This window comes from Streptomyces glaucescens (assembly GCF_000761215.1).
Lineage (GTDB): Bacteria > Actinomycetota > Actinomycetes > Streptomycetales > Streptomycetaceae > Streptomyces > Streptomyces glaucescens_B.
Map to the genome: position 1 here is coordinate 1886257 of NZ_CP009438.1, position 25911 is coordinate 1912167.

Annotated in this window: 27 protein-coding genes; 17 read left to right on the forward strand and 10 right to left on the reverse strand. The window is 74.0% G+C overall.

Translation table 11 applies throughout. From position 1 onward, the window contains the following. The first annotated feature begins 103 nt into the window (after positions 1-103). The 6 genes from cobM to cobC are packed head-to-tail and all read left to right on the forward strand — an operon-like array spanning position 104 to position 6415. A complete protein-coding gene (cobM, locus tag SGLAU_RS08140; protein WP_043499665.1) occupies positions 104-922 on the forward strand; it encodes a precorrin-4 C(11)-methyltransferase in 819 nt (272 codons plus the stop codon). Further along, positions 919-2157 carry a bifunctional cobalt-precorrin-7 (C(5))-methyltransferase/cobalt-precorrin-6B (C(15))-methyltransferase gene (locus tag SGLAU_RS08145; protein WP_043499669.1) on the forward strand — a complete coding sequence of 413 codons (1239 nt, stop codon included), beginning with the start codon at positions 919-921 and terminating at the stop codon, positions 2155-2157. Before cobM ends, SGLAU_RS08145 begins: the two co-directional genes overlap by 4 nt. Then, positions 2154-3845: a precorrin-3B C(17)-methyltransferase gene (gene cobJ / locus SGLAU_RS08150; RefSeq protein WP_043499672.1), complete on the forward strand. Its 1692-nt coding sequence runs from the start codon at positions 2154-2156 to the stop codon at positions 3843-3845. Before SGLAU_RS08145 ends, cobJ begins: the two co-directional genes overlap by 4 nt. Further along, positions 3842-4432, forward strand: a complete 591-nt coding sequence (locus SGLAU_RS08155; protein WP_043499674.1) for a precorrin-8X methylmutase — start codon at positions 3842-3844, stop codon at positions 4430-4432. The genes cobJ and SGLAU_RS08155 overlap by 4 nt, the downstream gene beginning before the upstream one ends. Next, positions 4429-5370, forward strand: coding sequence for a sirohydrochlorin chelatase (locus SGLAU_RS08160; protein ID WP_043499676.1), 942 nt, complete (start codon positions 4429-4431; stop codon positions 5368-5370). The genes SGLAU_RS08155 and SGLAU_RS08160 overlap by 4 nt, the downstream gene beginning before the upstream one ends. Continuing rightward, positions 5360-6415, forward strand: coding sequence for an Rv2231c family pyridoxal phosphate-dependent protein CobC (cobC, locus tag SGLAU_RS08165; RefSeq protein WP_043499678.1), 1056 nt, complete (start codon positions 5360-5362; stop codon positions 6413-6415). Before SGLAU_RS08160 ends, cobC begins: the two co-directional genes overlap by 11 nt. A gap of 38 nt (positions 6416-6453) precedes the next feature. Here cobC and SGLAU_RS36680 read toward each other — a convergent pair whose 3' ends face one another. The 6 genes from SGLAU_RS36680 to SGLAU_RS08190 all read right to left on the reverse strand — a co-directional run bounded on the left by SGLAU_RS36680 (position 6454) and on the right by SGLAU_RS08190 (position 11716). Further along, positions 6454-6651: an LAETG motif-containing sortase-dependent surface protein gene (locus SGLAU_RS36680; protein WP_107408990.1), complete on the reverse strand. Its 198-nt coding sequence runs from the start codon at positions 6649-6651 to the stop codon at positions 6454-6456. A gap of 39 nt (positions 6652-6690) precedes the next feature. Next, on the reverse strand, positions 6691-7782 hold the full coding sequence (locus tag SGLAU_RS08170) for an amidohydrolase family protein (RefSeq protein ID WP_043499680.1): 1092 nt from the start codon (positions 7780-7782) through the stop codon (positions 6691-6693). Positions 7783-7890: 108 nt separating this feature from the next. Then, positions 7891-9105 carry an acyltransferase family protein gene (locus SGLAU_RS08175; RefSeq protein ID WP_052413672.1) on the reverse strand — a complete coding sequence of 405 codons (1215 nt, stop codon included), beginning with the start codon at positions 9103-9105 and terminating at the stop codon, positions 7891-7893. 138 nt (positions 9106-9243) lie between these two features. After that, positions 9244-10035, reverse strand: a complete 792-nt coding sequence (locus SGLAU_RS08180) for an amino acid ABC transporter ATP-binding protein (RefSeq protein ID WP_043499683.1) — start codon at positions 10033-10035, stop codon at positions 9244-9246. Continuing rightward, the gene (locus tag SGLAU_RS08185; RefSeq protein WP_043499685.1) at positions 10032-10874 is read right to left on the reverse strand and encodes an amino acid ABC transporter permease; all 843 of its coding nucleotides are present in this window, start codon (positions 10872-10874) and stop codon (positions 10032-10034) included. Before SGLAU_RS08185 ends, SGLAU_RS08180 begins: the two co-directional genes overlap by 4 nt. Further along, complete coding sequence (locus SGLAU_RS08190; RefSeq protein WP_043499688.1) at positions 10871-11716, reverse strand: ABC transporter substrate-binding protein; 846 nt, start codon at positions 11714-11716, stop codon at positions 10871-10873. The genes SGLAU_RS08185 and SGLAU_RS08190 overlap by 4 nt, the downstream gene beginning before the upstream one ends. Positions 11717-11962: 246 nt before the next feature. On the opposite strand from SGLAU_RS08190, the gene SGLAU_RS08195 reads away from it, so the two are divergent. The 6 genes from SGLAU_RS08195 to thpD all read left to right on the forward strand — a co-directional run bounded on the left by SGLAU_RS08195 (position 11963) and on the right by thpD (position 17076). Then, positions 11963-13063 carry a pyridoxal-phosphate-dependent aminotransferase family protein gene (locus SGLAU_RS08195; protein ID WP_043506404.1) on the forward strand — a complete coding sequence of 367 codons (1101 nt, stop codon included), beginning with the start codon at positions 11963-11965 and terminating at the stop codon, positions 13061-13063. A 300-nt stretch (positions 13064-13363) separates the two neighbouring features. Further along, the gene (locus tag SGLAU_RS36165; protein ID WP_244315324.1) at positions 13364-13651 is read left to right on the forward strand and encodes a DUF664 domain-containing protein; all 288 of its coding nucleotides are present in this window, start codon (positions 13364-13366) and stop codon (positions 13649-13651) included. Between the two features lie 264 nt (positions 13652-13915). After that, complete coding sequence (ectA, locus tag SGLAU_RS08205; RefSeq protein ID WP_043499690.1) at positions 13916-14446, forward strand: diaminobutyrate acetyltransferase; 531 nt, start codon at positions 13916-13918, stop codon at positions 14444-14446. A 13-nt stretch (positions 14447-14459) separates the two neighbouring features. Beyond that, complete coding sequence (gene ectB / locus SGLAU_RS08210; protein WP_043499692.1) at positions 14460-15731, forward strand: diaminobutyrate--2-oxoglutarate transaminase; 1272 nt, start codon at positions 14460-14462, stop codon at positions 15729-15731. A gap of 20 nt (positions 15732-15751) precedes the next feature. After that, complete coding sequence (locus SGLAU_RS08215) at positions 15752-16156, forward strand: ectoine synthase (RefSeq protein ID WP_043499694.1); 405 nt, start codon at positions 15752-15754, stop codon at positions 16154-16156. A gap of 11 nt (positions 16157-16167) precedes the next feature. Continuing rightward, a complete protein-coding gene (thpD, locus tag SGLAU_RS08220; protein ID WP_208868980.1) occupies positions 16168-17076 on the forward strand; it encodes an ectoine hydroxylase in 909 nt (302 codons plus the stop codon). A gap of 72 nt (positions 17077-17148) precedes the next feature. On the opposite strand, the gene SGLAU_RS08225 is transcribed toward thpD, so the two are convergent. The 4 genes from SGLAU_RS08225 to SGLAU_RS08240 all read right to left on the reverse strand — a co-directional run bounded on the left by SGLAU_RS08225 (position 17149) and on the right by SGLAU_RS08240 (position 21474). Continuing rightward, on the reverse strand, positions 17149-18213 hold the full coding sequence (locus SGLAU_RS08225) for an aminotransferase class V-fold PLP-dependent enzyme (protein ID WP_043499697.1): 1065 nt from the start codon (positions 18211-18213) through the stop codon (positions 17149-17151). Positions 18214-18318: 105 nt separating this feature from the next. Then, positions 18319-19035 (reverse strand): DsbA family oxidoreductase, encoded by a 717-nt coding sequence (locus tag SGLAU_RS08230; protein WP_043499699.1) that lies wholly within the window; start codon positions 19033-19035, stop codon positions 18319-18321. A 166-nt stretch (positions 19036-19201) separates the two neighbouring features. Continuing rightward, entirely contained in the window at positions 19202-19810 is a 609-nt protein-coding gene (locus tag SGLAU_RS08235; RefSeq protein ID WP_043499701.1) for a DUF1349 domain-containing protein, read from the reverse strand. Positions 19811-19944: 134 nt separating this feature from the next. Next, a complete protein-coding gene (locus SGLAU_RS08240) occupies positions 19945-21474 on the reverse strand; it encodes an aldehyde dehydrogenase (NADP(+)) (protein WP_078957638.1) in 1530 nt (509 codons plus the stop codon). A gap of 116 nt (positions 21475-21590) precedes the next feature. Here SGLAU_RS08240 and SGLAU_RS08245 point away from each other — a divergent pair, with 116 nt between their 5' ends. The 5 genes from SGLAU_RS08245 (at position 21591) to SGLAU_RS08265 (ending at position 25871) form a co-directional block, all read left to right on the forward strand. Continuing rightward, a complete protein-coding gene (locus SGLAU_RS08245; RefSeq protein ID WP_043499706.1) occupies positions 21591-22364 on the forward strand; it encodes an IclR family transcriptional regulator in 774 nt (257 codons plus the stop codon). A 2-nt stretch (positions 22365-22366) separates the two neighbouring features. Beyond that, positions 22367-22840, forward strand: coding sequence for a GNAT family N-acetyltransferase (locus SGLAU_RS08250; RefSeq protein ID WP_043499708.1), 474 nt, complete (start codon positions 22367-22369; stop codon positions 22838-22840). 85 nt (positions 22841-22925) lie between these two features. Next, positions 22926-23939, forward strand: coding sequence for a hypothetical protein (locus tag SGLAU_RS08255; RefSeq protein WP_043499711.1), 1014 nt, complete (start codon positions 22926-22928; stop codon positions 23937-23939). Then, positions 23936-25198 carry a sensor histidine kinase gene (locus SGLAU_RS08260; protein ID WP_043499713.1) on the forward strand — a complete coding sequence of 421 codons (1263 nt, stop codon included), beginning with the start codon at positions 23936-23938 and terminating at the stop codon, positions 25196-25198. The genes SGLAU_RS08255 and SGLAU_RS08260 overlap by 4 nt, the downstream gene beginning before the upstream one ends. A gap of 10 nt (positions 25199-25208) precedes the next feature. Next, complete coding sequence (locus SGLAU_RS08265) at positions 25209-25871, forward strand: response regulator transcription factor (protein ID WP_043499714.1); 663 nt, start codon at positions 25209-25211, stop codon at positions 25869-25871. Positions 25872-25911 lie beyond the last annotated feature (40 nt).

Sequence of the window (25911 nt, forward strand, 5' to 3'; positions counted from 1 at the left end):
CTATCCGATCGGCGGCGGGCGGCGCACGTCCGACCCGGCCCGCGTTGACATCCCACCGCACCTTTGCACCCCGCGTTGACTTCCGTACGAGAGGAACCCACCCATGGCCGACACCCCTGCCGGCAAGGTGACCTTCGTCGGTGCCGGCCCCGGCGCCGCCGATCTGCTGACGTTCCGCGCCGCGCGCGCGATCGCCGAGGCCGACGTCGTGATCTGGGCGGCGAGCCTGGTCCAGGCGGAGGTCCTGGCGCACGCGCGGGAGGACGCGCAGGTCCTGGACTCGGCGACGATGTCGCTGGAGGACGTGGTCGCCGTCTACGAGCGGGCGCACGCCGAGGGCCTGAAGGTCGCCCGGATCCACTCCGGCGACCCGGCGCTGTGGGGCGGCACCCAGGAACAGCTCGACCGCTGCCACGAGATCGGCATCGCCACCGAGGTGGTGCCGGGCGTGTCGTCGTTCTCGGCGGTGGCCGCCCTGGCACAGCGGGAGCTGACCGTCCCGGAGGTCGCGCAGTCGGTGGTGCTGACCCGGCTGGGCGGCGGCAAGACGCCGATGCCGCCCGGCGAGGAGGTCCGCGAGTTCGCCAGGCACGGCACGACCATGGCGGTCTTCCTGTCGGCGGCGCGCAGCGGGCAGCTGGTGCGGGAGCTGCTGGAGGGCGGCTATCCGACGACGACGCCGGTGGTCGTCGCGTACCAGGCGACCTGGCCGGAGGAGCTGGTCGTGAAGTGCACGATCGGCACGCTGGAGGAGACCGTCAAGGAGCACAAGCTGTGGAAGCACACGCTGTTCCTGGTCGGTCCGGCCCTGGACGCGCAGGGCACCCGTTCGCACCTGTACCACCCGGGGCACTTCCACGGGTATCGCAAGGCCGACCCGGAGGCCCGCAGGGCGCTGCGCGCGCGGGGTGCCCAGACGTGATCACGGTCATCGGCACGGGGACCGGGGCGCCCGTGCCGGACGCGGCGGTGGCCGGTGCGGAGCTGGTCGTCGGCGGGCGGCGGCACCTGGACGCCGTACGGCTGCCGGAGGGCGCCGAGCGGATCGTGCTCGGGCCGCTGGCGCCGGCGCTGGACGCCATGGCGCGCCACGTCGAGGAGGGCCGCCGGGTGGTGGTGCTGGCCTCCGGTGACCCCGGGTTCTTCGGCATCGTGCGGGCGCTCGCCGAACGGTTCGGCACGGAGCGGCTGGACGTGCGGGCCGGGGTGTCCTCGGTGGCGGCCGCGTTCGCGCGCGCCGGACTGCCGTGGGACGACGCGGTGGTGGTCAGCGCGCACGGGCGTCAGCCGCGCACGGCGGTGAACGTGTGCCGGGCGCACCCCAAGGTGGCGGTGCTGACCGGGCCGGGCGCCGGACCGGCCGAGCTGGGCGCCGCGCTGCGGGACTGCGGGCGGGTCCTGGTCGTCGCGTCCGCGCTGGGCGATCCGGCCCGGGAGCGGGTGGAGCGGGTGACCCCGGCCGAGGCGGCGGCCCGCGACTGGGGGACGGCGGTCAGCGTCGTCCTGTCGCTCGACCCGGAGCGGGCGCTGGGCGCGGTGCGCACGGTGGCCGGTCCGCCCGCGGGGCCCGCCGGATGGGCCCTGGACGAGGCGGACTTCGCGCACCGCGATTCGATGATCACCAAGTTCGAGGTGCGGGCGCTGGCCCTGGCCCGGCTCGGACCCCGGCTCGGCGACCTGGTGTGGGACGTCGGCGCGGGTTCCGGCTCGGTGGCCGTGGAGTGCGCCCGGCTCGGGGCGGCGGCCGTCGCGGTGGAGAAGGCGGCGGACGGCGTGGAGCGGATCCGCGCCAACGCCGCCGCGCACGGTGTGGACGTGCGCGTGGTGCACGGTGCGGCGCCGGACGCGCTGGCGGACCTCGCCGACGACCCGGACGCCGTGTTCGTCGGCGGCGGGGGGCGTGAACTGCCCGCCGTCGTCACCGCGTGCGCGCGGCGCGCCCGGCGCACGGTGGTCGTCGCGATGGCCGCCCTCGACCGGGTGCCGGCCGCGCGGGCCGCCCTGACGGACGCCGGGTTCACCTGCGACGGGGTGCTGCTCCAGTCGTCCCGGCTCGCACCGCTGCCGGGGGACGTGACCCGGCTCGCGGCGACCAATCCCGTTTTCCTGCTGTGGGGCGTACGCCGTCCCGCCTGTACCGAAGGAGTAGCCCAGTGATCGGCCTCATTTCCGCCACCGCGGCGGGGGCGGCGGCGCGCGACCGGCTGGCCGCGGCATGGCCGGACCGCACCCGCGTCTACGACGGACCCGTGACGGACGCCGTACGGCGGGCGTTCGCCGAGTGCGGGCAGCTGGTGTGCTTCCTCGCGACGGGCGCGGTCGTCCGGCTGGTCGCGCCGCTGCTGGGCGACAAGGCGACCGACCCGGGTGTGGTCTGTGTCGACGAGGGCGGGCGGTACGCCGTGTCGCTGGTCGGCGGGCACGGCGGCGGCGCCAACGACCTGGCCCGCGAGGTGGGCGCGGTGCTCGGCGCCGAGCCGGTGGTGACGACGGCGACCGACGCCGTCGGCATCGCGGGTCTCGACACCCTCGGGCTGCCCGTGGAGGGCGCGGTCGCCGCCGTGTCGCGGGCCCTGCTGGACGGGGAGCCGGTGGCGCTGCGGGCGGAGGTCGCGTGGCCGCTGCCGCCGCTGCCGGTCGCCGCGGACGGGCCGTACACGATCCGGGTCACGGACCGTCTGGTGGAGCCCGCCGAGCGGGAGGCCGTGCTGCGTCCGCCGACGCTGGTGGTCGGGGTCGGTGCGTCCAAGGGCGCCCCCGCGGCCGAAGTGCTCGACGTGATCGACGGTGCGCTGCGGGACGCGGGGCTGTCCGTGCGCAGCGTCGCCGAACTGGCGACCGTGGACGCCAAGGCCGAGGAGGGCGGCATCGTCGAGGCCGCCGCCCGGCTCGGCGTGCCGCTGGTGACGTACGCCGCCGGGGAGCTGGCCCGCGTCGAGGTCCCCAATCCGTCCGACGCGCCGCTCGCCGCGGTGGGCACGCCGTCGGTCGCGGAGGCGGCGGCGCTGGTGCGCGGCGGCGAACTCCTGGTGCCCAAGCGGAAGTCGGCGGCCAGCCCGGCGATGGCGACCTGCGCGGTGGCACGGCGGCCCGGGCGCGGGCGGCTCGCGGTGGTGGGCCTCGGGCCGGGCGCCCGGGACCTGATGACGCCGCGTGCCAGGGCCGAGCTGGAGCGGGCGTCGGTGCTGGTCGGACTGGACCAGTACGTCGACCAGATCCGCGACCTGCTGCGTCCCGGCACCCGGATCCTGGAGTCCGGGCTGGGCGCCGAGGAGGAGCGGGCCCGCACGGCGGTCGCCGAGGCCCGCAAGGGGCAGGCGGTCGCGCTGATCGGCAGCGGGGACGCGGGCGTGTACGCCATGGCCTCCCCGGCGCTCGCCGAGGCGTCCGACGACATCGACGTGGTCGGGGTGCCCGGCGTGACGGCGGCGCTGGCCGCCGGGGCGATCCTCGGGGCGCCGCTCGGCCACGACCACGTCTCGATCAGCCTGTCCGACCTGCACACGCCCTGGGAGGTCATCGAACGGCGGGTGCGCGCCGCCGCCGAGGCCGACCTCGTCGTCACCTTCTACAACCCGCGCAGCCGGGGCCGCGACTGGCAGCTCCCCAAGGCGCTCGCCGTCCTCGCCGGGCACCGCGAGCCGGCCACGCCGGTCGGTGTCGTCCGCAACGCGTCCCGGCCGGACGAGTCGAGCCGTCTGACCACGCTCGGCGCGCTCGACCCGGCGACGGTCGACATGATGACGGTGGTCACGGTGGGCAACACCGCGACCCGGGAGATCGCCGGCCGCATGGTGACACCGCGCGGCTACCGCTGGCAGGCATCGCAGGAGGACGCCCAGTGAACCGTGTGGTCCACCCCATCGAGCAGGAGTCCTTCCGGCGGCTGCGCGCCCGCCTGGACACCTCGCACTTCCCGCCGCTGACCCGGGCGGTGGTGGAGCGGGTCATCCACTCCGCCGCCGACCTCGACTACGCCACCGACCTCGTCACGGACGAGGCCGCGCTGGAGAAGGCGTACGCCGCGCTGCACGCCGGGGCGCCCGTCGTCGTGGACGTCGAGATGGTCGCCGCGGGCATCACCCGGCGCGAGACCGTGTGCCGGCTGAAGGACGCCGAGGCCGGACCCGGGCTGACCCGCTCCGCGCACGCCGTGCGGCTGGCGTACGAGCAGGTCGGGCCGGGCGCGCTGTGGGTGATCGGCTGCGCGCCGACCGCCCTGGAGGAACTGCTCACCCTGGACGCCGATCCGGCGCTCGTCATCGGTCTGCCCGTCGGCTTCGTCGGCGCGGCCGAGTCCAAGGCCGCGTTGCGCGAGAGCGGGCTGCCCGCGGTCAGCAACGTGTCCGAGAAGGGCGGCTCCGCGGTCGCCGCCGCCGCGCTGAACGCCCTGCTGTACCACCCCACTTCGTACTCCGAGGAGACATCGTGACCACCCCGCCGCCCGCCCTGCTCATCGCCGGACACGGCACCCGGGACGACGCCGGAGCCGAGGCGTTCCGCGACTTCGTCCGGGAGCTGGGGCGCCGCCACCCGGAGCTGCCCGTCGCGGGCGGCTTCATCGAGCTGTCCCCGCCGCCGCTCGGCGAGGCCGTGGCCGAGCTGGTGGAGCGGGGCGTGCGCCGGTTCGCGGCCGTGCCGCTGATGCTGGTGTCCGCCGGGCACGCCAAGGGCGACATCCCTGCGGCGCTGGCCCGCGAGAAGGAGCGGCACCCCGGGATCTCGTACACCTACGGCCGCCCGCTGGGCCCGCACCCCGCCCTGCTGTCGGTGCTGGAGCGGCGGCTGGACGAGGCGCTGGGCGGTACGGCCCGCACCCCCTGGGACCGCGCGGACGTCACCGTGCTGCTGGTCGGGCGCGGATCGACGGACCCCGACGCCAACGCCGAGGTGCACAAGGCGGCGCGGCTGCTGTGGGAGGGGCGCGGGTACGCCGGGGTGGAGACCGCCTTCGTGTCGCTGGCCGCGCCCGACGTGCCCAGCGGGCTGGACCGCTGCGCACGGCTGGGGGCGAAGCGGATCGTCGTGCTCCCCTACTTCCTGTTCACGGGCATCCTTCCCGACCGGGTGCGGCAGCAGACCGAGGACTGGGCGGCCGCCCACCCCGGGACCGAGGTGCGCTCGGCGGACGTCATCGGGCCGGAGCCGGAGCTGCTCGACCTGGTGATGGAGCGCTACCGCGAGGCCCTGGGCGGCGACCTGCGGATGAACTGCGACTCGTGCGTGTACCGGATCGCGCTGCCCGGCTTCGAGGACAAGGTGGGCATGCCGCAGCAGCCGCACTACCACCCGGACGACGACGGCCACCACCACGGCCACCACCACGGCCACGGCCACCACGGAGGACACTCCCACTCCCATGCGCACTGACGGACCCGACCTGCGTCACCACGGTGACGCGGAGGTACGCGACGACGGCTCGGCGCTCACCGACCTCGCGGTGAACGTACGGTCCGGCACGCCCCCGGCATGGCTGCGGGAGGTGATCGCCGGCTCGCTCGACGGGCTGGCCGCCTACCCCGACGGGCGGGAGGCGCGCGCCGCCGTCGCCACGCGGCACCGGCTGCCGGTGGAGCGGGTGCTGCTGACGGCGGGGGCGGCGGAGGCGTTCGTACTGCTGGCGCGGGCGCTGAAGGTGCGGCGGCCCGTCGTCGTGCACCCGCAGTTCACCGAGCCGGAGGCGGCGCTGCGGGACGCCGGGCACTCCGTCGGCCGGGTGGTGCTGCGGGAGGAGGACGGCTTCCGGCTCGATCCGGCGGCCGTCCCCGAGGACGCCGACCTGGTGGTCGTCGGCAATCCCACCAATCCCACGTCCGTGCTGCACCCCGCCGGCGCGGTCGCCGGGCTCGCCCGGCCCGGTCGGACGCTGGTCGTGGACGAGGCGTTCATGGACGCGGTGCCCGGCGAGCGGGAGGCGCTGGCCGGCCGCACGGACGTGCCCGGCCTCGTCGTCCTGCGCAGCCTGACGAAGACCTGGGGCCTGGCCGGGCTGCGGATCGGCTACGTCCTCGCGGCGCCGGAGACCGTGGCCGAACTGGAGCGGACGCAGCCGCTGTGGCCGGTGTCCACGCCCGCGCTGGCCGCGGCGCGGGCGTGCGTGTCGCCGCGGGCGCTGGCGGAGGCGGCGCACGCGGCGCACCGGATCACGGCCGACCGAGCCCATCTCGTGGCGGGACTCGGGGAGTTCGCCGGGGCGGGGCTGCGGGTGGTGTCCCCCGCGCACGGGCCCTTCGTCCTGGTCCGCGTGCCCGGCGCCGCCGCCGTGCGGCACCGGCTGCGCGCGCTGGGCTTCGCGGTGCGGCGCGGCGACACGTTCCCCGGGCTGGGCGAGGAGTGGCTGCGGATCGCGGTGCGGGACCGGGGGACGACGGACCGGCTGCTGGACGCGTTGGGGCGGGTGCTGGCCGAGGGCTGAGGCCGGGCGCCGGTCCCGCGCCGTGCTGCGCCGTTCCCTCAGCGCCGGCGGCGGGCCTTGGCCGCCGCCACCGCTCCCGCCGCCAGCAGCGCGACCGCTCCCGCCGCCAGGTACGGCGTCGCCGCGTCGCCGCCGGTGGCGGCCGCATCGGGCCCGGTGGGGCCGCCCCGGGGTTCGATGCCGGGGGCGGGGCTCGCGGTGGCGGCCCGGGGAGTCTCGCAGGTGGCCTCGGCCAGGGTGACGGTGCCGTCGACCCCGGCCGAATCCCGGGTCGCTCAGCCGACGATCCGTCCGTTCAGCACCACCCGCCGGGGCGCCGTGAGCACCCGGACGTCCGCGCGCGGGTCCTCCTCGTAGACCACCAGGTCGGCGGGGGCGCCCTCGTCGAGGCCGGGGCGGCCGAGCCAGGCGCGGGCCGCCCAGGTGGCCGCGGAGATCGCCTCGACGGCCGGGATGCCGGCGGTGACCAGTTCGGCGACCTCGGCGCCCGCGAGGCCGTGGGCGAGGGAGCCGCCGGCGTCGGTGCCGACGAAGACCGGGATGCCGGCGTCATGGGCGGAGCGGACGGTGTCGTAGCGGCGGGCGTGCAGGCGGCGCATGTGGTCGGCCCAGCGCGGGAACTTGGTCTCGCCGCCCTCGGCCAGCCTGGGGAAGGTGGCGATGTTGACGAGGGTGGGGACGATGGCGACGCCCCGCTCGGCGAAGAGCGGGATCAGGTCCTCGGTGAGGCCCGTCGCGTGCTCGATGCAGTCGATGCCCGCCTCGACCAGGTCACGCAGCGAGTCCTCCGCGAAGCAGTGCGCCGTCACCCGGGCGCCCAGGCGGTGGGCCTCCGCGATCGCCGCCTCGGCCGCCTCGCGCGGCCAGCAGGCCGACAGGTCGCCGAGATCGCGGTCGATCCAGTCGCCGACCAGCTTGACCCAGCCGTCGCCGCGCCGGGCCTCCTGGGCGACGTACGCGACGAGGTCGTCCGGTTCGATCTCCCAGGCGTAGTTGCGGATGTAGCGGCGGGTGCGGGCGATGTGCCGGCCGGCCCGGATGATCTTCGGAAGGTCGTCGCGGTCGTCGATCCAGCGGGTGTCGGCGGCCGAGCCCGCGTCGCGGATCAGCAGGGTGCCCGCGTCCCGGTCGGTCAGCGCCTGCTTCTCGGCGACGTCCGCCGGGACCGCGCCGTGCGCGTCGAGGCCCACATGGCAGTGGGCGTCGACCAGGCCGGGCAGCGCCCAGCCGGTCACCGTACGCACCTCGCGCGCGCCGGCGGGACGGTCGTAGGTGATCCGCCCGCCGACGACCCAGAGTTCGTCGCGGACGTCGTCGGGTGTCACGAGCACCCGGCCCTTCACGTGCAGCACCGATCCATCGCTCATGCACCGCACCCTAGGGGGTGCCTCGCGCACCGTGCCGGGCGCGGGCCGGCCGCCCGCCGCCCGGGGCCGCCCAAGGCCGCCCGGGGCCCGCCGGGGGCCACCGGCGGCTCAGCGGGTGTAGGCGCCTTCGACGGTCTCGAACTCCGGGGAGCGGGCGCCGGGCACGAACGGCGTCGGACCGGTCGGCCCGGCGGCACCGTACGGCGGCTCGGGCGCGACGGCGGGCTCCTTGCCGGCGCCCTCGGAGCCGATCTGCGCGAACGCCGTCCGCAGCGCCACCTTGAGCCGCCGCGAGACCGGCCGCTCCACCAGGCGGTGCACCAGGTGCGCCAGCAGCAGCATGCCCGCGACGGTCCCGCCGAGCAGGGCCCAGTGGTTCACCGAGTGCTGGAAGCGGTGGAAGACCTCCCAGCCGATGGACTCGTGCAGCAGGTACAGCGGGTACGTCAGCGCGCCCGCCGCCGGCAGCCACCGCCAGTCGATCCGCCGCAGCCGGCCGAGCGCGACGCCCGCCATCACCACGAAGAAGACCGTGATCAGCACCGTCACGCCCCAGGCGGGGATGCGGTGCCCGACCCGCTCCAGGGTCCGCGACCAGGTCTCCATCACGGTGTACTGCCCCATGGCGTAGGAGAAGGCGACGATGCCCCACAGCAGCAGGTTCGGACCGAAGCGGTACATCAGGTAGAACGCCAGCCCGGCGATGAAGAACCAGCAGTGCGGCACGACCGTCAGATGGGCGAGGGGCCGGACGTCGTAGCCGTCCGCCAGGAGCGCGACGGTCGCCCACACCAGGCAGAACGCCACCACCCGCCGGTAGGTGAGCCCGCGCCACACCACCAGGGCGAACAGCAGGTAGAAGCGCAACTCGGCCCAGAGCGTCCAGTACACCCCGTCGACGTGGTCGACGCCCATCGGCCATTGCAGCATGGTCAGATTGACCAGCACGTCGCGCCAGGCGAGCGGGTCGACGCCGCCGGCCACCCCGGCGACCACGACGGTCGTGGCGAGGACGGCGACCCAGTACGCCGGGTAGAGCCGGATCACCCGCGAGGTGAAGAAGTCGGGGAGGCCGCGCCCCCAGCAGCTCATGCAGATGACGAAGCCGCTGATCATGAAGAACAGCTCCACGCCCAGCCACCCGTAGGCGGACGGGCGGAACACCACCGGGAAGAGCCGCGCCTGCGCTCCCTCCCAGCCCTCCCCGAACGCCACGTAGTGGTACGAGACCACCATCAGCGCGGCAACCAGCCGCAGTCCGTCCAGAACGACGATCCGGTCACCGCCCGCCCTGCGGCGTGCGGCCCTCCTGCTTGTTCGCACTCAGCTCTCCTGACAGCCCTCTGGGCCTCTGCCTGCGGAGACGTCCGAGGCGAGCAACCAGCCGGGAAAGGCTACTACCTTCCGAACCGGCCACATCCGGCCACCTCGACGCTCGCCCGGAGGGGCGGCGGAGCGCTGTCAGCCGGACGTGCCCACCTGGCCCGAGGTCTCCTCCTCGACGTCCGCCATGGCGGGGTCGAGGAGGCGGGAGAGGAAGTGGCGGGTGCGTTCGTGCGCGGGGCGGGTGATGACCTGCTCGGGGCGGCCGTCCTCGACGATCACCCCGCCGTCCATGAAGACGACCCGGTCGGCGACCTCGCGGGCGAAGGTCATCTCATGGGTGACGACCATCATCGTCATGCCCTCCTGCGCGAGCATCCGCATCACCGCGAGGACGTCGCCGACCAGCTCCGGGTCGAGCGCGGAGGTCGGCTCGTCGAACAGCATCACCTCGGGGCCCATGGCGAGGGCGCGGGCGATGGCGACGCGTTGCTGCTGGCCGCCGGAGAGGGAGGACGGGTAGGCGTCCGCCTTCTCCGCGAGTCCGACGCGGGCCAGGTTCTCGGCGGCGACGCGGGCCGCCTCGGCCTTGTCCCGCCTCAGGACCCGGCGCTGCGGCAGCGTCAGGTTCTCGGTCACGGTGAGGTGCGGGAAGAGGTTGAACTGCTGGAAGACCATGCCGATCCGGCGGCGTACGGCGTCGATGTCGACGTCGGGGTCGGTGACCTCGGTGCCGCCGACGTACACCTGGCCCTTGGTGGGTTCCTCCAGCAGGTTCACGCACCGCAGCAGCGTGGACTTGCCGGAGCCGGAGGGGCCGATGACGCAGACGACCTCGCCCTGGCCGATCTCCAGGTCGATGCCGCGCAGCACCTGGTTGTCGCCGAAGGACTTGTGCAGGTCGCGGATCTCGATCTCGGGACGGCTCATTTGACGGCCTCCTGGGCCTTCGCCTCCATGCGGCGTACGACGAAGCCGAGCGGGATCGTGACCAGCAGGTAGCACAGGCCGGCGACGAGGATCGGCGTGGAGTTGGCGGTCTGGCTGGCCAGGTCGCGGCCGAACTTGGACAGTTCCCGTTCCTCCAGGGTGACACCGAGGAAGAGCACCAGCGAGGAGTCCTTGAAGAGAAGGACGAGTTCGTTGGTGAGCGGCGGGAGGATGACCCGGAACGACTGCGGCAGGATGATCGAGATCATGGCGCGGGCGTGGGAGAAGCCCAGCGAGCGGGCGGCTTCCATCTGGCCCTTGGGGATGGCCTGGATGCCCGCGCGGAACGTCTCCGCCATGTAGGCGGCGGCGACCAGGCCGAGCGCGAGGGCGACCTTGCCGTAGGTGCCGCCGACGATCTCCGTGCCGGGGAAGGCGAGCGGGACGGCCACCCCGATGAAGATGAAGATCAGCAGGGCGGGCAGGCCGCGGAAGATCTCGATGTAGACGCCCGCGAGCCAGCGGTACGGGCCGACGGACGACAGCCGCATCAGCGCGATGACCATGCCGAGCACCAGGCCGACGGCGAAGCCGGACACGGTGTAGAGCACGGTGTTCTTCAGGGCCAGCGTGATGACGTCGGGGAACATCTGCTCCGCGATGTCGGCCTGCGCGAACTGGTTGGCCAGCCGGTCCCAGTCGGCCGCGACCGCGAAGGCGATCACGGCCGCGACGAAGACGACGTACTGGGCGCCGCGCGACAGGCTGCGCCTCTGGCGCCGGGTGAGGCCCTTCTTCTTCGGCTGGAGCGCGGTGCCGGGGGTGTCCGGGCTCGTCATGAGGCGGACGGGGAGGCGGCGGACTCGTCGTACGGACCGATCCACTGCTCGTACAGCTTCTTGTACGTCCCGTCGGCCTTGGCGTCCGCGATGGCCTTGTTGATGGCCTCGCGCAGCTTGTCGTTGCCCTTCTTCACCGTGAAGCCGTACTGCTCGCCGGTGCTGATCTGCTCGGCGACCCGGAAGGCGTCCGCGTTCGCCTTGTCCTTGAGCCAGCCCTGGACCACCGGGTAGTCGATGACGACCGCCTCGACCTGGCCGGTGCGCAGGCCGTTGAGGACGGCGTCGGACGACTCGAAGGAGACCGGGTCGAGGCCCTTGCTCTTGGCGTAGTCCTCGCCGGTGGTCTGCGCCTGGGCGCCGACCTTCCTGCCGTCGAGGTCGGCGAAGGAGGAGATGCCGCTCTTCTTGTCGGCGAGGACCGCCTGGGTGGCGTCGAAGTACGGGTCCGAGAAGTCGACGTTCTTCTTGCGCTCCTCGGTGATGGTCATGCCGGCGGCGGCGAGGTCGCACTGGCCGGCGTTGAGGGAGCCACCCGTCTTGAAGTTCTCGAAGGGCTGGTCGAGGATCTGCTGCCGCACGCCCAGGTCGTCGGCGACCAGGTCGATCAGCGCGACGTCGAAGCCCTGCACCTTGCCGTCGATCTCCGACTGGAAGGGCGGGTACGGCAGGTGGGTGCAGGTGGTGAGCTGGCCGGCCTTGACCAGTTCGACTCCACCGGCGGCGGTCTTCTCGCCGCCGTCGCCGTCGTCGCTGGACGTGCAGCCGGCTACGGAGACCAGCCCGGCCGTCGCGGTGGCGGCGACCAGGATGCGGGCCCGGCGCCCGAGGACGGTGTTCACGGGGGACCTCCTAAAGGGACTGAGAGTGCCGATTATAAGGAAATGTTTGGGTCACTCAAATAGAACTGATGCCGTTGGGGGGGTCGGGCCTGAGAATCTGCGCCGCGGCGGGCGGCGGGGCCGCCGGCTCCTTGACATGGGCCCGCTACCCTCGACGTCGTCCACCCCGTGCGGGAAGTCCCGTGAGCGAAGCCCGTCTCCGCCCGGCCGGGTCCTTCCCCACCCGTGAGCGAAGAGAGCGCCGCCGTGACCCACCCCTTCCTCGACCTGCCCCCGCTGACCGCCGCGCACTTCGCCGCGATCGAGGACCGGGTCGCCCGGCTGCTGGACACCCGGCAGGACGTCGTGATCATGCAGGGCGAGGCGCTGCTGCCACTGGAGGGGGCCATCCGGGGCACCGCCGGGCCGGGCACGGTCGCACTGAACGTGATCACCGGGCCGTACGGGCAGACCTTCGGGGACTGGCTGCGCGACTGCGGGGCCACGGTGCACGACCTCGCCGTGCCGTTCCACACGGCGGTGACCGCCGAGCAGATCCGGGAGGCGTTCGCCGAGCACCCGGAGATCGACTTCGTGTCCCTGGTGCACGCCGAGGCGGCCACCGGCAACACCAACCCGGTCGCGGAGATCGGCGAGGTGGTCCGTGCGCACGGCGCCCTGTTCTACCTGGACGCGGTCGCCTCCGTCGGCGCCGAACCGGTGCTGCCCGACGCGTGGGGCGTGGACCTGTGCGTGATCGGGGCGCAGAAGGCGATGGGCGGCCCGGCGGGAGTGTCGGCGGTGTCGGTGAGCGAGCGGGCGTGGGCCCGGATGGCGGCCAACCCCGGGGCGCCGCGCCGTTCCTACCTCTCGCTCCTCGACTGGAAGGAGCGCTGGGTCGACGGCGGCCGCAAGGCGCTGCTGCACGCGCCGGCGCAGCTGGAGATGCTGGCGCTGGAGGCGTGTGTGGAGCGGATCGAGGCGGAGGGCCTGGAGACGGTGATGGGCCGCCACCGCTCGGCCGCGGCGGCGACCCGCGCGGGCGCGTCCGCCCTGGGCGGGGGCCTGGAGCCGTACGTCCACCGGGCGGCGGAGGCGGCACCCGTGGCGACGACCCTGCGCGCCCCGGCCGGTGTGGCGGCCTCCGACCTGGTCGCCCGCGCCCTGGCGGGCGACCCGGCGCTTCCGCTGGCCGCCGGGGGCGGCGCCCTGGCGAAGGAGATGATCCGGGTCAACCACTACGGGCCGGACGCGACGCCGGGCGCGGTGCAGGCCTGCCTCGCGGCGCTGGGTGCCGCGCTGGCCGAGCAGGGCACGACGGTGGACCTGGAGGGTGCGCGGCGCGCTGCGGAGGGCGCCTGGCGCTGAGCCCGGTCCGCCTCCCCGTGGTCCGGTCTCCGGCGCCCGGCCCTCGCCCGCGGTCGGCCCGTACGGCCTCGTCGCCGGACGCCGGCCGGTCCGTACGGCCTCGTCGCCGGAGCCGCACGGCCGGGAGCCTGCGCGCTCCCCGTGCCGCGCCGCCGGCGTGACCACCCGGGTGCCCACCGAGCCGCTCAGGACCCTCCCGGCGGCCGCCCCGGCCCCCTGGTGACCGGTGACGAGCCGACGAGCGGTGACGAGCGTCCCCTGCCGGAGAGCCGGCCGGACTCCCACCGCTCCGCCCCGGAGGTGACGTGCGCTGCCGCGCGGGGGCTCGGCGAGGCGCCGGCGGCCCGGCGGGCTCAGGCCGCGCGCGGGCGGGAACCGGCCGCGGTGCGGCCGCCGACCGGCACCGGGCGGCCCCCCGGCGGACCGCCGGACGGGGGCGAGGTGAGTCTTCGTGCGGTGTTCGTTCATCTCGTCGAGGAGTACGCGCGGCGCGACGGCCATGCGGACATCCTTTCCGGAACACATTCACGGAGTTACCGGATCCTGAATTCCGGGTTCTTGCGCGACGTTCTTATGGGAATTGAATAGGCGGCAGCTTCCCTAGTGCTCCTGCCCCGTTTTCCGGACCCCAAACGCAAAGATTCTGCGAACGCCGTGCGACGCAATCGGGGTGGAACTCGTGAGCATGACACGGGTGTGACGCGTTACACAGCGCGCCCGTTTCGCGTCATAAATCCCGGACAAACTCGGGCAAGAGTCATCGCATGTGCCCGCGTGATAACACAGGACGCCTTCACGCCCAACCCCCGGCCGCCATGCATCTTTGAATTCCGCTCGGTAAATTGAATTCGCATGACTGCCGCACCAGCAGACACACCCACAGACCTGCACATCGACCGTCCGTCGGTGGCGGACGGAGCCGCTCTGTGGCGGCTCGCCAAGGAATCCGGAAACCTCGACCTCAACTCCTCCTACAGCTATCTGCTGTGGTGCCGGGACTTCGCCGCGACCTCCGCGGTGGCGCGTGACGGCGAGGGGGAGCCCATCGGGTTCATCACCGGATACCTGCGGCCGGACCGGCCGCGGACCCTGCTCGTGTGGCAGGTCGCCGTCGACGGCGCGCACCGCGGCCGCGGCATCGCGGCCCGGCTGCTCGACGGGCTCGCCGCCCGGGTCGGCGCCGAGCACGAGGTGATCTGCGTGGAGACCACGATCACCCCGGGCAACACCGCCTCCGAGCGGCTGTTCACCTCCTTCGCCGCCCGGCACGGCGCCCGCGTGGAACGCGAGGTGCTGTTCGACGCGCCCCTGTTCCCGGACGGCCCGCACGACCCCGAAGTCCTGTACCGCATCGGCCCGCTGACCCCCCACCTCTCGCACTGAGGAGCGATTCGTCGTGACCATCACCCAGCCCGACCTGAGCGTCTTCGAGACCCTGGAGTCCGAGGTGCGCAGCTACTGCCGCGGCTGGCCCACCGTCTTCGACCGGGCACACGGCAGCCGTATGTACGACGAGGACGGCCACGAGTACCTCGACTTCTTCGCCGGCGCGGGGTCGCTCAACTACGGCCACAACAACCCGGTGCTGAAACGGGCGCTGCTCGACTATCTGGAGCGCGACGGCGTCACCCACGGCCTCGACATGTCGACCACCGCCAAGCGCTCGTTCCTGCGCACGTTCCAGGACCTGGTGCTGCGCCCGCGGGACCTGCCGTACAAGGTGATGTTCCCGGGCCCCACCGGCACCAACGCGGTGGAGGCCGCGCTGAAGCTGGCCCGCAAGGTCAAGGGGCGCGAGGCCATCGTGTCCTTCACCAACGCCTTCCACGGGATGTCCCTCGGGTCGCTCGCCGTGACCGGCAACGCCTTCAAGCGGGCCGGTGCCGGCATCCCGCTGGTGCACGGCACGCCGATGCCGTTCGACAACTACTTCGACGGCACCGTCCCGGACTTCCTGTGGTTCGAGCGGCTGCTGGAGGACCAGGGCTCCGGGCTGAACAAGCCGGCCGCCGTGATCGTGGAGACCGTGCAGGGCGAGGGCGGCATCAACGTGGCGCGCGCCCAGTGGCTGCGGGCGCTCGCCGAGCTGTGCGAGCGGCAGGACATGCTGCTGATCGTCGACGACATCCAGATGGGGTGCGGCCGTACCGGCGCGTTCTTCTCCTTCGAGGAGGCGGGCATCACCCCGGACATCGTCACCGTGTCCAAGTCCATCAGCGGCTACGGCCTGCCGATGTCGCTGTGCCTGTTCAAGCCCGAGCTGGACGTGTGGGAGCCGGGTGAGCACAACGGCACCTTCCGCGGCAACAACCCGGCGTTCGTCACGGCGACCGCCGCGCTGGAGACGTACTGGACCGACGGCTCCGCCATGGAGAAGCAGACCCGGGCGCGCGGCGAGCAGGTCGAGCAGGCGCTGATCGCCATCACCGAGGAGAACCTGGCCGACGTCCGGGAGTACCGGGGCCGGGGCCTGGTGTGGGGGCTGGAGTTCCACGACAAGGGCCGCGCGGAGCGGGTGGCGCGCCGTGCCTTCGAGCTCGGCCTGCTGATCGAGACCTCCGGCCCGGAGAGCGAGGTCGTGAAGCTGCTGCCCGCCCTGACCATCACCCCCGACGAGCTGGACGAGGGGCTGACGGCCCTCGCCCGCGCCGTCCGTGAGACCGCCTGACCAGGAGGCTGTGCAAGACCATGATCGTCCGTTCTTTCAAGGAGATCGAAGGCACCGACCGGCATGTGAAGGCCGCGTCGGGGACCTGGGAGAGCAAGCGCATCGTCCTCGCCAAGGAGAGGGTCGGCTTCTCCCTCCACGAGACGATCCTCTACGCGGGCACCGAGACGTCGATGTGGTACGCCAACCACATCGAGGCCGTGGTCTGCGTCGAGGGCGAGGCCGAGCTGACCGACCACGAGACCGGGCGGAGCCACACCATCACGCCCGGGACCATGTACCTCCTGGACGGCCACGAGCGGCACACGCTCAAGGTCAAGGAGGACTTCCGCTGCATCTGCGTGTTCAACCCGCCGGTCACCGGGCGGGAGGACCACGACGAGAACGGCGTCTACCCCCTGCTCACCGAGCCCGAGGAGGTGTGATCACCATGACCATGACCACCACGACGAGCACGACCGCCACCGTCACCGACCTCTACCCCACCCGGGGCACCAGCGAGGTGCTGGTGCCGCGCCAGGACCCGGTCGTGTGGAGCGCGCCCGACGCGCCCGGCCCGATCGACCCCGCCGGACTGGAGTCGTTCGAGCGCGACGGGTTCCTCGCCGTCGACGAGCTGATCTCCGAGGACGAGGTGGCGGTCTACCGGCGGGAGCTGGAGCGGCTGGTCGCGGACCCGGCGATCCGCGCCGACGAGCGTTCCGTCGTGGAGCCGAAGTCGGACGAGATCCGCTCCGTCTTCGAGGTGCACCGGATCAGCGAGGTGTTCGCGGACCTGGTGCGCGACGAGCGAGTGGTCGGCCGCGCCCGGCAGATCCTGGGCTCGGACGTCTACGTCCACCAGTCGCGGATCAACGTCAAGCCCGGCTTCGGCGCGAGCGGCTTCTACTGGCACTCCGACTTCGAGACCTGGCACGCCGAGGACGGGCTGCCGAACATGCGGACGGTGTCCGTCTCGATCGCGCTGACCGAGAATCACGACACCAACGGCGGGCTGATGATCATGCCCGGCTCGCACAGGACGTTCCTCGGCTGTGCGGGCGCCACGCCGAAGGACAACTACAAGAAGTCGCTCCAGATGCAGGACGCGGGCACACCCTCCGACGAGGCTCTGACCAAGCTGGCCTCCGAGCACGGCATCCGGCTGTTCACCGGCAAGGCCGGTTCGGCGACCTGGTTCGACTGCAACGCGATGCACGGCTCCGGCGACAACATCACGCCGTTCCCGCGCAGCAACGTCTTCATCGTGTTCAACAGCGTGGAGAACACGGCGGTCGAGCCGTTCGCGGCGCCGGTGCGGCGGCCCGAGTTCATCGGAGCGCGCGACTTCACTCCGGTGCGGTGACCGCGCGCCGGGCATGAGGCGGCATACGGGAGCGGGCGGTGTCCCCGGGACACCGCCCGCTCCCGTGTCCGGTCAGCCGGCCAGCGCGTCCAGCAGCCGGTCCACCTCCGCGGCCGTGTTGTACAGGTGGAAGGCCGCGCGCAGGTTGCCCGCGCGGTCGGACACCTCGATGCCCGCCTCGCTCAGCCGCGGCTGGCGCGAGCCCAGGCCGGGCACGGAGACGATCGCGGACCCGGGGGCGGGCACCGGCTGGTGGCCGAGCGAGGCGAGCCCGGCCCGGAACCGGTCGGCGAGCGCCACGTCGTGGGCGTGCACGGCGGCCACGCCCAGTTCCTCGATCAGGTCGAGCGAACGGCGCAGCCCGGCGAAGGTGAACAGGGCGTGGGTGAGGTCGAACCGCCGGGCGCTGTGGGCGTACTCGGCGACCGGCCCGTAGGTGCTCTCCCAGGGCCTCTCCCCCGCGACCCAGCCCGCGAGCAGCGGGGTCAGGCCGCCGAAGTCCTCCGGGACGACGAGGAAGGCCGCGCCGTGCGGGCCGAGCAGCCACTTGAAGGAGACGGCGGCGCTGAAGTCGTGGGCGCCCGCGTCCATCGGCAGCCAGCCGGCCGACTGGGAGAAGTCGACGTAGGTGCGGGCCCCGTGGGCGCGGGCGGCCTCGCGCAGGGCGGGCAGGTCGGCAATCCGCCCGTCGGCCGACTGGACGGCGCTGACCGCGACGAGCGCGGTGCCGGGGCGGACGGACTCGGCGATGCGCTCCAGCGGGACCGTGCGGACCTTGAGGTCGCCGCGGACGTGGAACGCGTTCAGCACCGAGGTGAAGTCGCCCTCCGCGGTGAGGACCTCGGCGCCGGCGGGCAGGGAGGCGGCGATCAGCCCGGTGTGCGCGGCGACGGACGCGCCCAGGGCGACCCGGCCGGCCGGCACCCCGGCCAGCCGGGCGTACGCGGCCCGGCACGCCTCGACGTCCTCGTAGAGCGACGTCAGCGGCCTGCCCTCGGCCCGCAGCCGTGCCGCCTCGTGCAGGGCGGTGACGGCACGGGCCGGCAGCAGTCCGTTGCTCGCGGTGTTCAGGAAGGTGGACGTCGGGGTGAACTCGGCACGGGCCAGGTCGTCGAAGGCGCTCCCGGAGATCTTCATGGCTCCACTGTGGTGCCCGGACCGTCTCTCGTCCATTGCGAATTTTTGCCCGGTTTCCCTAAGCCCTGCTTATGCATCGGCTCCGAGCTGCGGTTCCGTCCGCCGTCACGACGGCTGGGGCACCGCGCAGCCGTCCGGGCCGCACGCGTCCGCCGGGCCGTCGTCGAGCAGCCGCAGCGGCGAGCGCTCGCCCCACGCCTGGTCGAGGGCCTGGGCGAAGACCTCGGCGGGCTGCGCGCCGGAGATGCCGTACTGGCGGTCGAGGACGAAGAACGGCACGCCGGTGGCGCCGAGCCGCGCGGCCTCCTGTTCGTCGGCGCGCACCTCGGCGGCGTAGGCGTCGGGGTCGGCGAGCACCGCGCGGGCCTCGTCGGCGTCCAGTCCCGCGGCGGCGGCGATCTCGACCAGCCGCTCGGTGTCGTCGAAGACGGACCGCTCCTCGGCGAAGTTGGCCTCGTACATCAGCTGGATCAGCTCGCCCTGGCGGCCGTACTGCTTGGCGTGGTGGAGCAGGCGGTGCATGTCGAAGGTGCTGCCGTGGTCCCGGCCGCGGGTGCGGTAGGCCAGGCCCTCGGCGGCGGCCTGGACGCCCAGGTTGTCCTCGGCGGCCTGGGCCTGCTCCTCGGAGATCCCGTACTTGCTCGCGATCATCGGGACGACCGGACCGGTGTCGCCCTTGGGGCGCCCCGGGTCCAGTTCGAAGGAGCGGTGCACCACCTCGATCTCGTCGCGGTGCGGGAAGGCCGCCAGCGCCTTCTCGAAGCGGGCCTTGCCCACGTAGCACCAGGGGCAGGCGATGTCGCTCCAGATCTCGACGCGCATGTCTCTCGGCTCTCCAGCTGTTCCGGTCCGGGTACGGAGACTCCCTCCGCGAAGGTAGGTGAACCTTCAACCGGCGGGATTCATTCCCGGCCGGCCCGCCGCTGCCTCGGGCGGCGGGCCGGCCGTCCGTCCGGCCACCCGTCCGGCCGCCGTCCCGGCCGTCCGGTCAGCTGCCGTCGCGCAGGTCGTCGGGCCAGCCGGGCCGGAACGCGATGTGGTCGTACGTCACCACGCAGCCCTCTCCGAGCGGTGACTGCGTCATGAACCCGACCAGGGCGGCCCCGGTCTCCTTCTCGCCGGCCAGCGTGAACAGCCGCACGAACGTCCACCGCTCGCCGTCCCGGGACGCGTGGAAGGCGAAGGCGCGGCCGGTGCGGCTCACCCGGAGCCAGATCGAACTCCCTTCCACGGCGAAGGAGTTGGCGTCGTCGGAGTGCCCCCGGGTGACCACCGTGCAGACGGTGGGCACGTCCGGGGAGTACTCCAGGCACAGCTTGGCCCACGCCCGGTCGCCGACGTGGACGTAGAGCACGCCGGCGTCGAACGCCGCGCCGAACCCGACGGTCACCCGCGCGATCAGCCGGAAGTCCCCCTCCGGCGCGCCCAGCAGCCGGGGCGCGTCGGAGGCCGGCTCCAGCGCCTCCCCGACGGGCGGCACGAACCGGTCCTGCCGGGGCCCGGCCCAACCGGTGAGCACCCCGTCCTCGTACGACCAGTTCCCGTCGGGGCCGTAGCTGCGGAGGGGGAAGGGGAGTTCGGGTATGTCCAGGTCCATCGTCACATTCTCCCGGAGCCCGGCGCGCGCCTCGGACGCCAGGGGCCTGTCGTTCGGGTCATCCCGGCGTCGCGGGCCCCGGGTCGGCCAGGTGGTGCGGTCGCCCGGGGCCGGCCTGATCCGGAAGAAGGGCCCTACCGCTCCAGCACCCCGTCGACCCGCCGGGGCAGCCCGAGCGGATTGTCGTCGCGCAGCTCGGCGGGGAGCAGCGCCTCGGGGGTCCCCTGGTAGACGACGGGCCGCAGCCACCGTTCGATGGCGGTGCCGCCCACCGACGTGGACGTGGACGTCGTGGCGGGGTAGGGCCCGCCGTGGTGCTGCGCCGGCGCGACGGCGACCCCCGTGGGCCATCCGTTCACCAGCACGCGCCCGGCCAGCGGCGTGAGCTCGGCGAGCAGCTCCGCGCCGCGTCCCCCGCCCGCGGCCTCCTCGGCGGACAGGTGCACGGTGGCCGTGAGGTTGCCGGGCAGGCGGGACAGCACCGCCTTGGCCTCGTCGGCGTCCCGGTAGCGGGCGACGACCGTCACCGGCCCGAAGCACTCCTCCAGCAGCAGGTCGTGCTCGCCCTCCCGGGCCAGCTTCGCGGCGGGCACGGTCAGGAAGCCGGGGCTCACGGTGTGCTCCCCGCCCGGGCCCGGCCGCACCGGCGCCTCGACCTCGGGGAGCCGGGCCCGCTCGGCGACCCCGGCGACGAAGTTGTCCCGCATCCGGTGGTCGAGCAGCACTCCGGCGTCGACGGCGCCCACCGCGTCGGTGAGGGACTTGACGAGCCGGTCACCCGCGTCGCCGTCGGGCGCGAGGACGAGTCCGGGCTTCACGCAGAACTGGCCGGCGCCGAGCGTCATGGACCCGGCGAGCCCGGTGCCGATGGCCTCGGGGCGCTCGGCCGCCGCGGCCTCGGTGACCAGGACGGGGTTGAGGGAGCCCAGCTCGCCGTGGAAGGGGATGGGGACGGGGCGGGCGGCGGCCGCGTCGAAGAGGGCCCGCCCGCCGCGTACGGAACCGGTGAACCCGGCGGCGGCGACCAGCGGGTGCCCGATCAGTTCGATGCCCGCCTGGAAGCCGTGCACCAGGCCCAGCACGCCCGCCGGGACGCCGTGCTCGGCGGCGGCCTCCCGCAGCACCTCGGCGACCTGCTCGGACAGGGCCGGGTGGTCGGGGTGGGCCTTGACGACGACGGGGCAGCCCGCGGCGAACGCGCTCGCGGTGTCGCCGCCCGGGACGGAGAAGGCAAAGGGGAAGTTGGAGGCGGAGTAGACGGCGACGACGCCGAGGGGCACCTTGTAGCGCCGCAGGTCGGGGATGGGCGGGGTGGCGGTGTCGTCGGGGTGGTTGATGACGACGTCGAGGTAGGCGCCCTCGTCGACGATGTCCGCGAAGGCGCGCAGCTGGTAGCAGGTGCGGGCGAGTTCGCCGGTGAGCCGGACCGGGCCGAGCGCGGTCTCGGCGTCGGCGGTCTCGACGAGCCGGTCCTTGGCGGCGTCGAGGCGGTCGGCGGCGGTGCGCAGGAAGGCGGCGCGCACGGCGCGGTCGGCGAGGGCACCGCGGGCCTCGTGGGCGGCGCGGACGGCGGCGTCCACGTCCTGGGCTGTGGCCTCGACCGCAACCTGTTCCCGCTGCTTCCCGGTACGGGGGTCGACACTCCAGACTGGTGCTGCTGCCACCACGGGTCCCTCCCAGTGTGTCTCCCGCCCGGCAGGGGCGTTCGATATACTGAACACTGTCTCTGATGATGAACGATCGAGAGACTATTTCCCGTCCAACGAAGGGGTCAAGGGCGATGTCGGCAGGCGAGACGGGCGGCGGAGCGCAGGTCAAGTCGGCGGTGCGGACGGTGGAGCTGCTGGAGTACTTCGCGGCCCGCCCCGGCATGCACTCCCTGGCGTCGGTCCAGGAGGCCGTGGGGTACCCCAAGTCCAGCCTCTACATGCTGCTGCGCACGCTCGTCGAACTCGGCTGGGTGGAGACCGACGCGACCGGCACCCGGTACGGCATCGGCGTGCGGGCGCTGCTGGTCGGCACCTCCTACATCGACGGCGACGAGGTGGTCGCGGTCGCCCGGCCGACCCTGGACCGGCTCTCCGACGACACCACCGAGACCATCCACCTGGCCCGCCTCGACGGCACCAACGTGGTCTACCTGGCCACCCGTCAGTCCCAGCACTATCTGCGCCCCTTCACCCGCGTCGGCCGGCGCCTGCCCGCCCACTCGACCTCCCTCGGCAAGGCGCTGCTGAGCACCTACAGCGACGAGCAGGTCCGCAAGCTGCTCCCGGAGACGCTGCCCGCGCTCACCGAGCACACCATCACCGACCGGGAGAAGCTCATAGCGGAGCTGCACCAGGTCCGCGAGCAGGGCTACGCGGTCGACCGCGAGGAGAACACCCTGGGCCTGCGCTGCTTCGGCGTGGCGATCCCCTACCGCACCCCGGCCCGCGACGCGATCAGCTGCTCGATCCCGGTGGCCCGGCTCACCCCCGCCCACGAACAGATGGTCAAGGACGCGCTGTTCGACGCGCGCGACCGGCTGACCCTGGCGACCCGGAGGCTCTGACCGTGCAGCTCGCACTCCGCCCGGTCCACGACAGCGACCTGCCCGTCTTCTACCGGCAGCTCAACGACCCCGAGTCGCTGCGGATGGCCGCGTTCACCCCGGCGGACCCGGCCGACTGGGACGCCTTCACGGCCCGGTGGCAGGCAATACGCTCCTCCGCCGACGTGCACGCCCGCACGGTGCTGCTCGACGGTGACGTGGTGGGCAACGCGGCGGTCTACGGCGCCCCCGGCGAACGCGAGGTCACCTACTGGGTGGACCGCGCCCACTGGGGCCGCGGGGTGGCCACGGCCGCCCTGCGCGCCCTGCTCGCCGAGGTCCCCGAGCGCCCGCTGTACGCCCGCGCGGCGGCCGACAACACGGGGTCGCTGCGCGTGCTGGAGCGGTGCGGTTTCCGGGTGCGCGCCCGGGAGCGGGGGTACGCGCAGGCGCGGGGCGAGGAGATCGACGAGGTCGTCCTGAAGCTGGAGGGCTGAGCCGGGGCGTCCTCCCCCGCGCGGCGGAGGCGGATCGTCGCGGGGCAGGACGTGCGCCACCGGGTCCGCGCGGGAGCGTGGGGGCATGACGCAGACAGTCGCCGTCTCCGCGCGGACCGGCAGCTCCCCCGCCACCACCGGCCGTGCCCGCAGGATGCTGCGGGCCGTCGCCGTCGTCTCGTGCCTGCCGTACCTGAGTCTCAAGGCCGCCTGGATCGCCGGGAGCCGGCTCGGGATCCCGGACGGCAGTGTGCTGCTGGAGCACCGCACCGCCGTGGCCGTGGCCAACGGCGTCACCGTCCTGATGGACGCGTGCGTGATCGTGCTGGCGCTGGTGCTGACCAGGCCGTGGGGCCGGCGGCTGCCCGCGTGGCTCCTGGCGGTGCCGGTGTGGGTGGCGACCGGGCTGCTCACCCCGATCATGACGGGCTTCCCGGTGCAGCTCCTCGTCGGCGCGTTCGGCGGCGGCGACACGACCGGTGACGGGGGCGAACCCTTCCTGCACAGCTGGGTGTTCGCGGTCGTCTACGGCGGTTTCATCGTGCAGGGCCTCGCCCTCGGGACGCTGTTCGCGCTCTACGCCCGGGACCGCTGGGGCCACCTGTGGCAGGGCCGGGTGTGGGACCAGTCGCGGGCCGTCCTCGGCACCGGGGCCCAGCGGACCGCCGCCGTCACCGCCGCCGTCCTCGCCGTGCCGCCGCTGACCGCGCACCTGCTGTGGGCCTGCGGCGGCACCGTCGGGCTCGACGACGACCTGGTCGCCGGCCGGGCCGGCGGCTTCCACGTCGTGGAGGCCCAGTCCGCGCTCTTCGTCGCGGTCGCCGTCGCCGCCGCGCTGACGCTCGCCTTCCGGCGCGGGCCCGCGCTGCCGGTCGCGGTGCCGCTCACCCTCGCCTGGATCTCCTCGGCGGCCGTGGCCTGCTGGTCGGGGTGGCAGGCGGTGGCCTCGCTGGTCGCCGCGGGGAGCGCCGCCGGACGGCCCACGCCGCTGATGAACGTCACCTACGCTGGCGGCATGATCGTCGGCATACTCGTCGCGGGCCTTGCCGTCCGCTTCCTCGTCGCGCGCGCGGCGGCGACCGGCCGGCCCACGGCGTGAGGGCGTTCCCCCGGGCACTGTTCGGACGGCGGGCGCGCCGGCGCTGGATCCATCTGATCCTCGGCGGCGCGCTCGCCATGCCGTACGTGTTCGTCGGCCAGCTCGTCGTCGGGCCCGCCGTGGACGCCCGGTACGTCTTCCAGGACCTGTTCCTGCAACTGGCCTCGTTCGCCGTCGGACTGCCGCTCGCCGCCGTCACCGCGCTGTTCCCGCTCACCCGGCCCCTGGAGTCCGGCGCGGTGCGCTGGCTGTGCGGGGTGGCTCCGGACCTGCTCGCCTACGGCCCCGCCCGCTCCCGGGCCGCCAAGGGGCGTACGGCCGCCTGGTTCACCCTGCATCTCGGGCTGGGCGGGATCATCTCCGGGATGTCGCTGGCGCTGCCGCCGTTCGCCGTCTTCCTGATCCTGCTGCCGGCCCTCGCCCGGTTCCACGCCGACGCGGTCGACCTGCCCGCGTCCCTCGACCACACCTGGGTGTACGCGCTGGCGCCGGCCGTGGGCGTGGCGTCGCTGCTGGCGCTGGCGGCCTGCGCGGCCGGCTGCGGTGCGCTGCTCGCCCGCTGGGCGCCCGCGCTGCTCGGCCCGGCGCCCGAGGACCGGCTGGCCGCCGCCGAGCGGCGCGCCGCCGACCTGGCCGTGCGCAACCGGCTCGCCCGCGAGCTGCACGACTCCGTCGGCCACGCGCTCAGCGCGGTCACCCTCCAGGCGAGCGCCGCCCGCCGGGTGCTGGACAGCGACCCGGAGTTCGTGCGCGAGGCGCTGGCCGCGATCGAGGACACCACCCGGCGCACGGTGGGCGAACTGGACGCGGTGCTGGGCGTGCTGCGGGACGGCGACACACCCGGTACGGCTCCCGCGCCCACCCTGGACGCCGATCTCGGCGGTCTGCTGCGCCGCACCCGCGCGGGCGGCCTGCGGGTGCGCTGCGAGCTGGGCGTGGACCCGGCCGCGCTGCCGCCGCTGCTGTCCCGCGAGGCGTACCGCATCGTGCAGGAGGGGCTGAGCAACGCCCTGCGGCACGGCGGCCCCGGTGACGGCGCGGACCACGGGGTGGCGCTGCGGGTGGCGCGGGCCGGCGACCGGCTGGAGATCACCGTCGAGAACCCGCTGACCGGGTCCGCCCCGTGCCGCCCGGGAGGCGGGCACGGGCTGCGCGGCATCGCCGACCGGGCCCGGCTGCTGGGCGGCACCTCGGAGGCGGGCCCGGCCGGCGGGATGTGGCGGCTGCGCGTACGTCTGCCGATGAAGGACCCCGCGTGAGAGGACCCCTATGACCGTCCCTTCCCCCGTGCGCGTCGTCGTCGCCGACGACGAGCGGATGGTGCGCACCGCGCTGCGCGCCATCCTCGCCGCCGAACCGGACCTGGAGGTCGTCGGCGAGGCGGCGACCGGCGCCGAGGCGGTGTCGGTGGTGCGTGAGCTGCGGCCGGACGTCGTCCTGATGGACGTCCGGATGCCCGGGGTCGACGGGATCCGGGCCACCGAGCAGATCCTCGCCACCCTGGCCGGGCCGCCCCGGATCGTGGTCGTGACGACCTTCGAGAACGACTCGTACGTGTACGACGCGCTGCGCGCCGGCGCCGCCGGGTTCCTGCTGAAGCGGGCGGACGCGGACGCGCTGGTGCAGGCGGTCCGGCTGGTGGCGCACAGCGACACCCTGCTGTTCCCGTCGGCCGTGCGGGAGCTGGCGCTGCGGCACGCGCGGGCGCACCCCGCGCCCCCGGCGTGGGTGGCGCGGCTCACGGCCCGGGAGAGCGAGGTGCTGCGGCACATGGCGGGCGGGCTGACCAACGCGGAGATCGCCCGGCGCATGGACGTCGGCCCGGCCACGGTGAAGTCGCACGTGGCGGCGGTCCTGGCGAAGGTGGGCGTGCGGGACCGCACACAGGCGGTGATCGCGGCGTACGAGGCGGGCTTTCTGAGGACCGGATGAGAAAACGGATGGAAGGGAACGTTTCTGCCGCTTCCGCTCG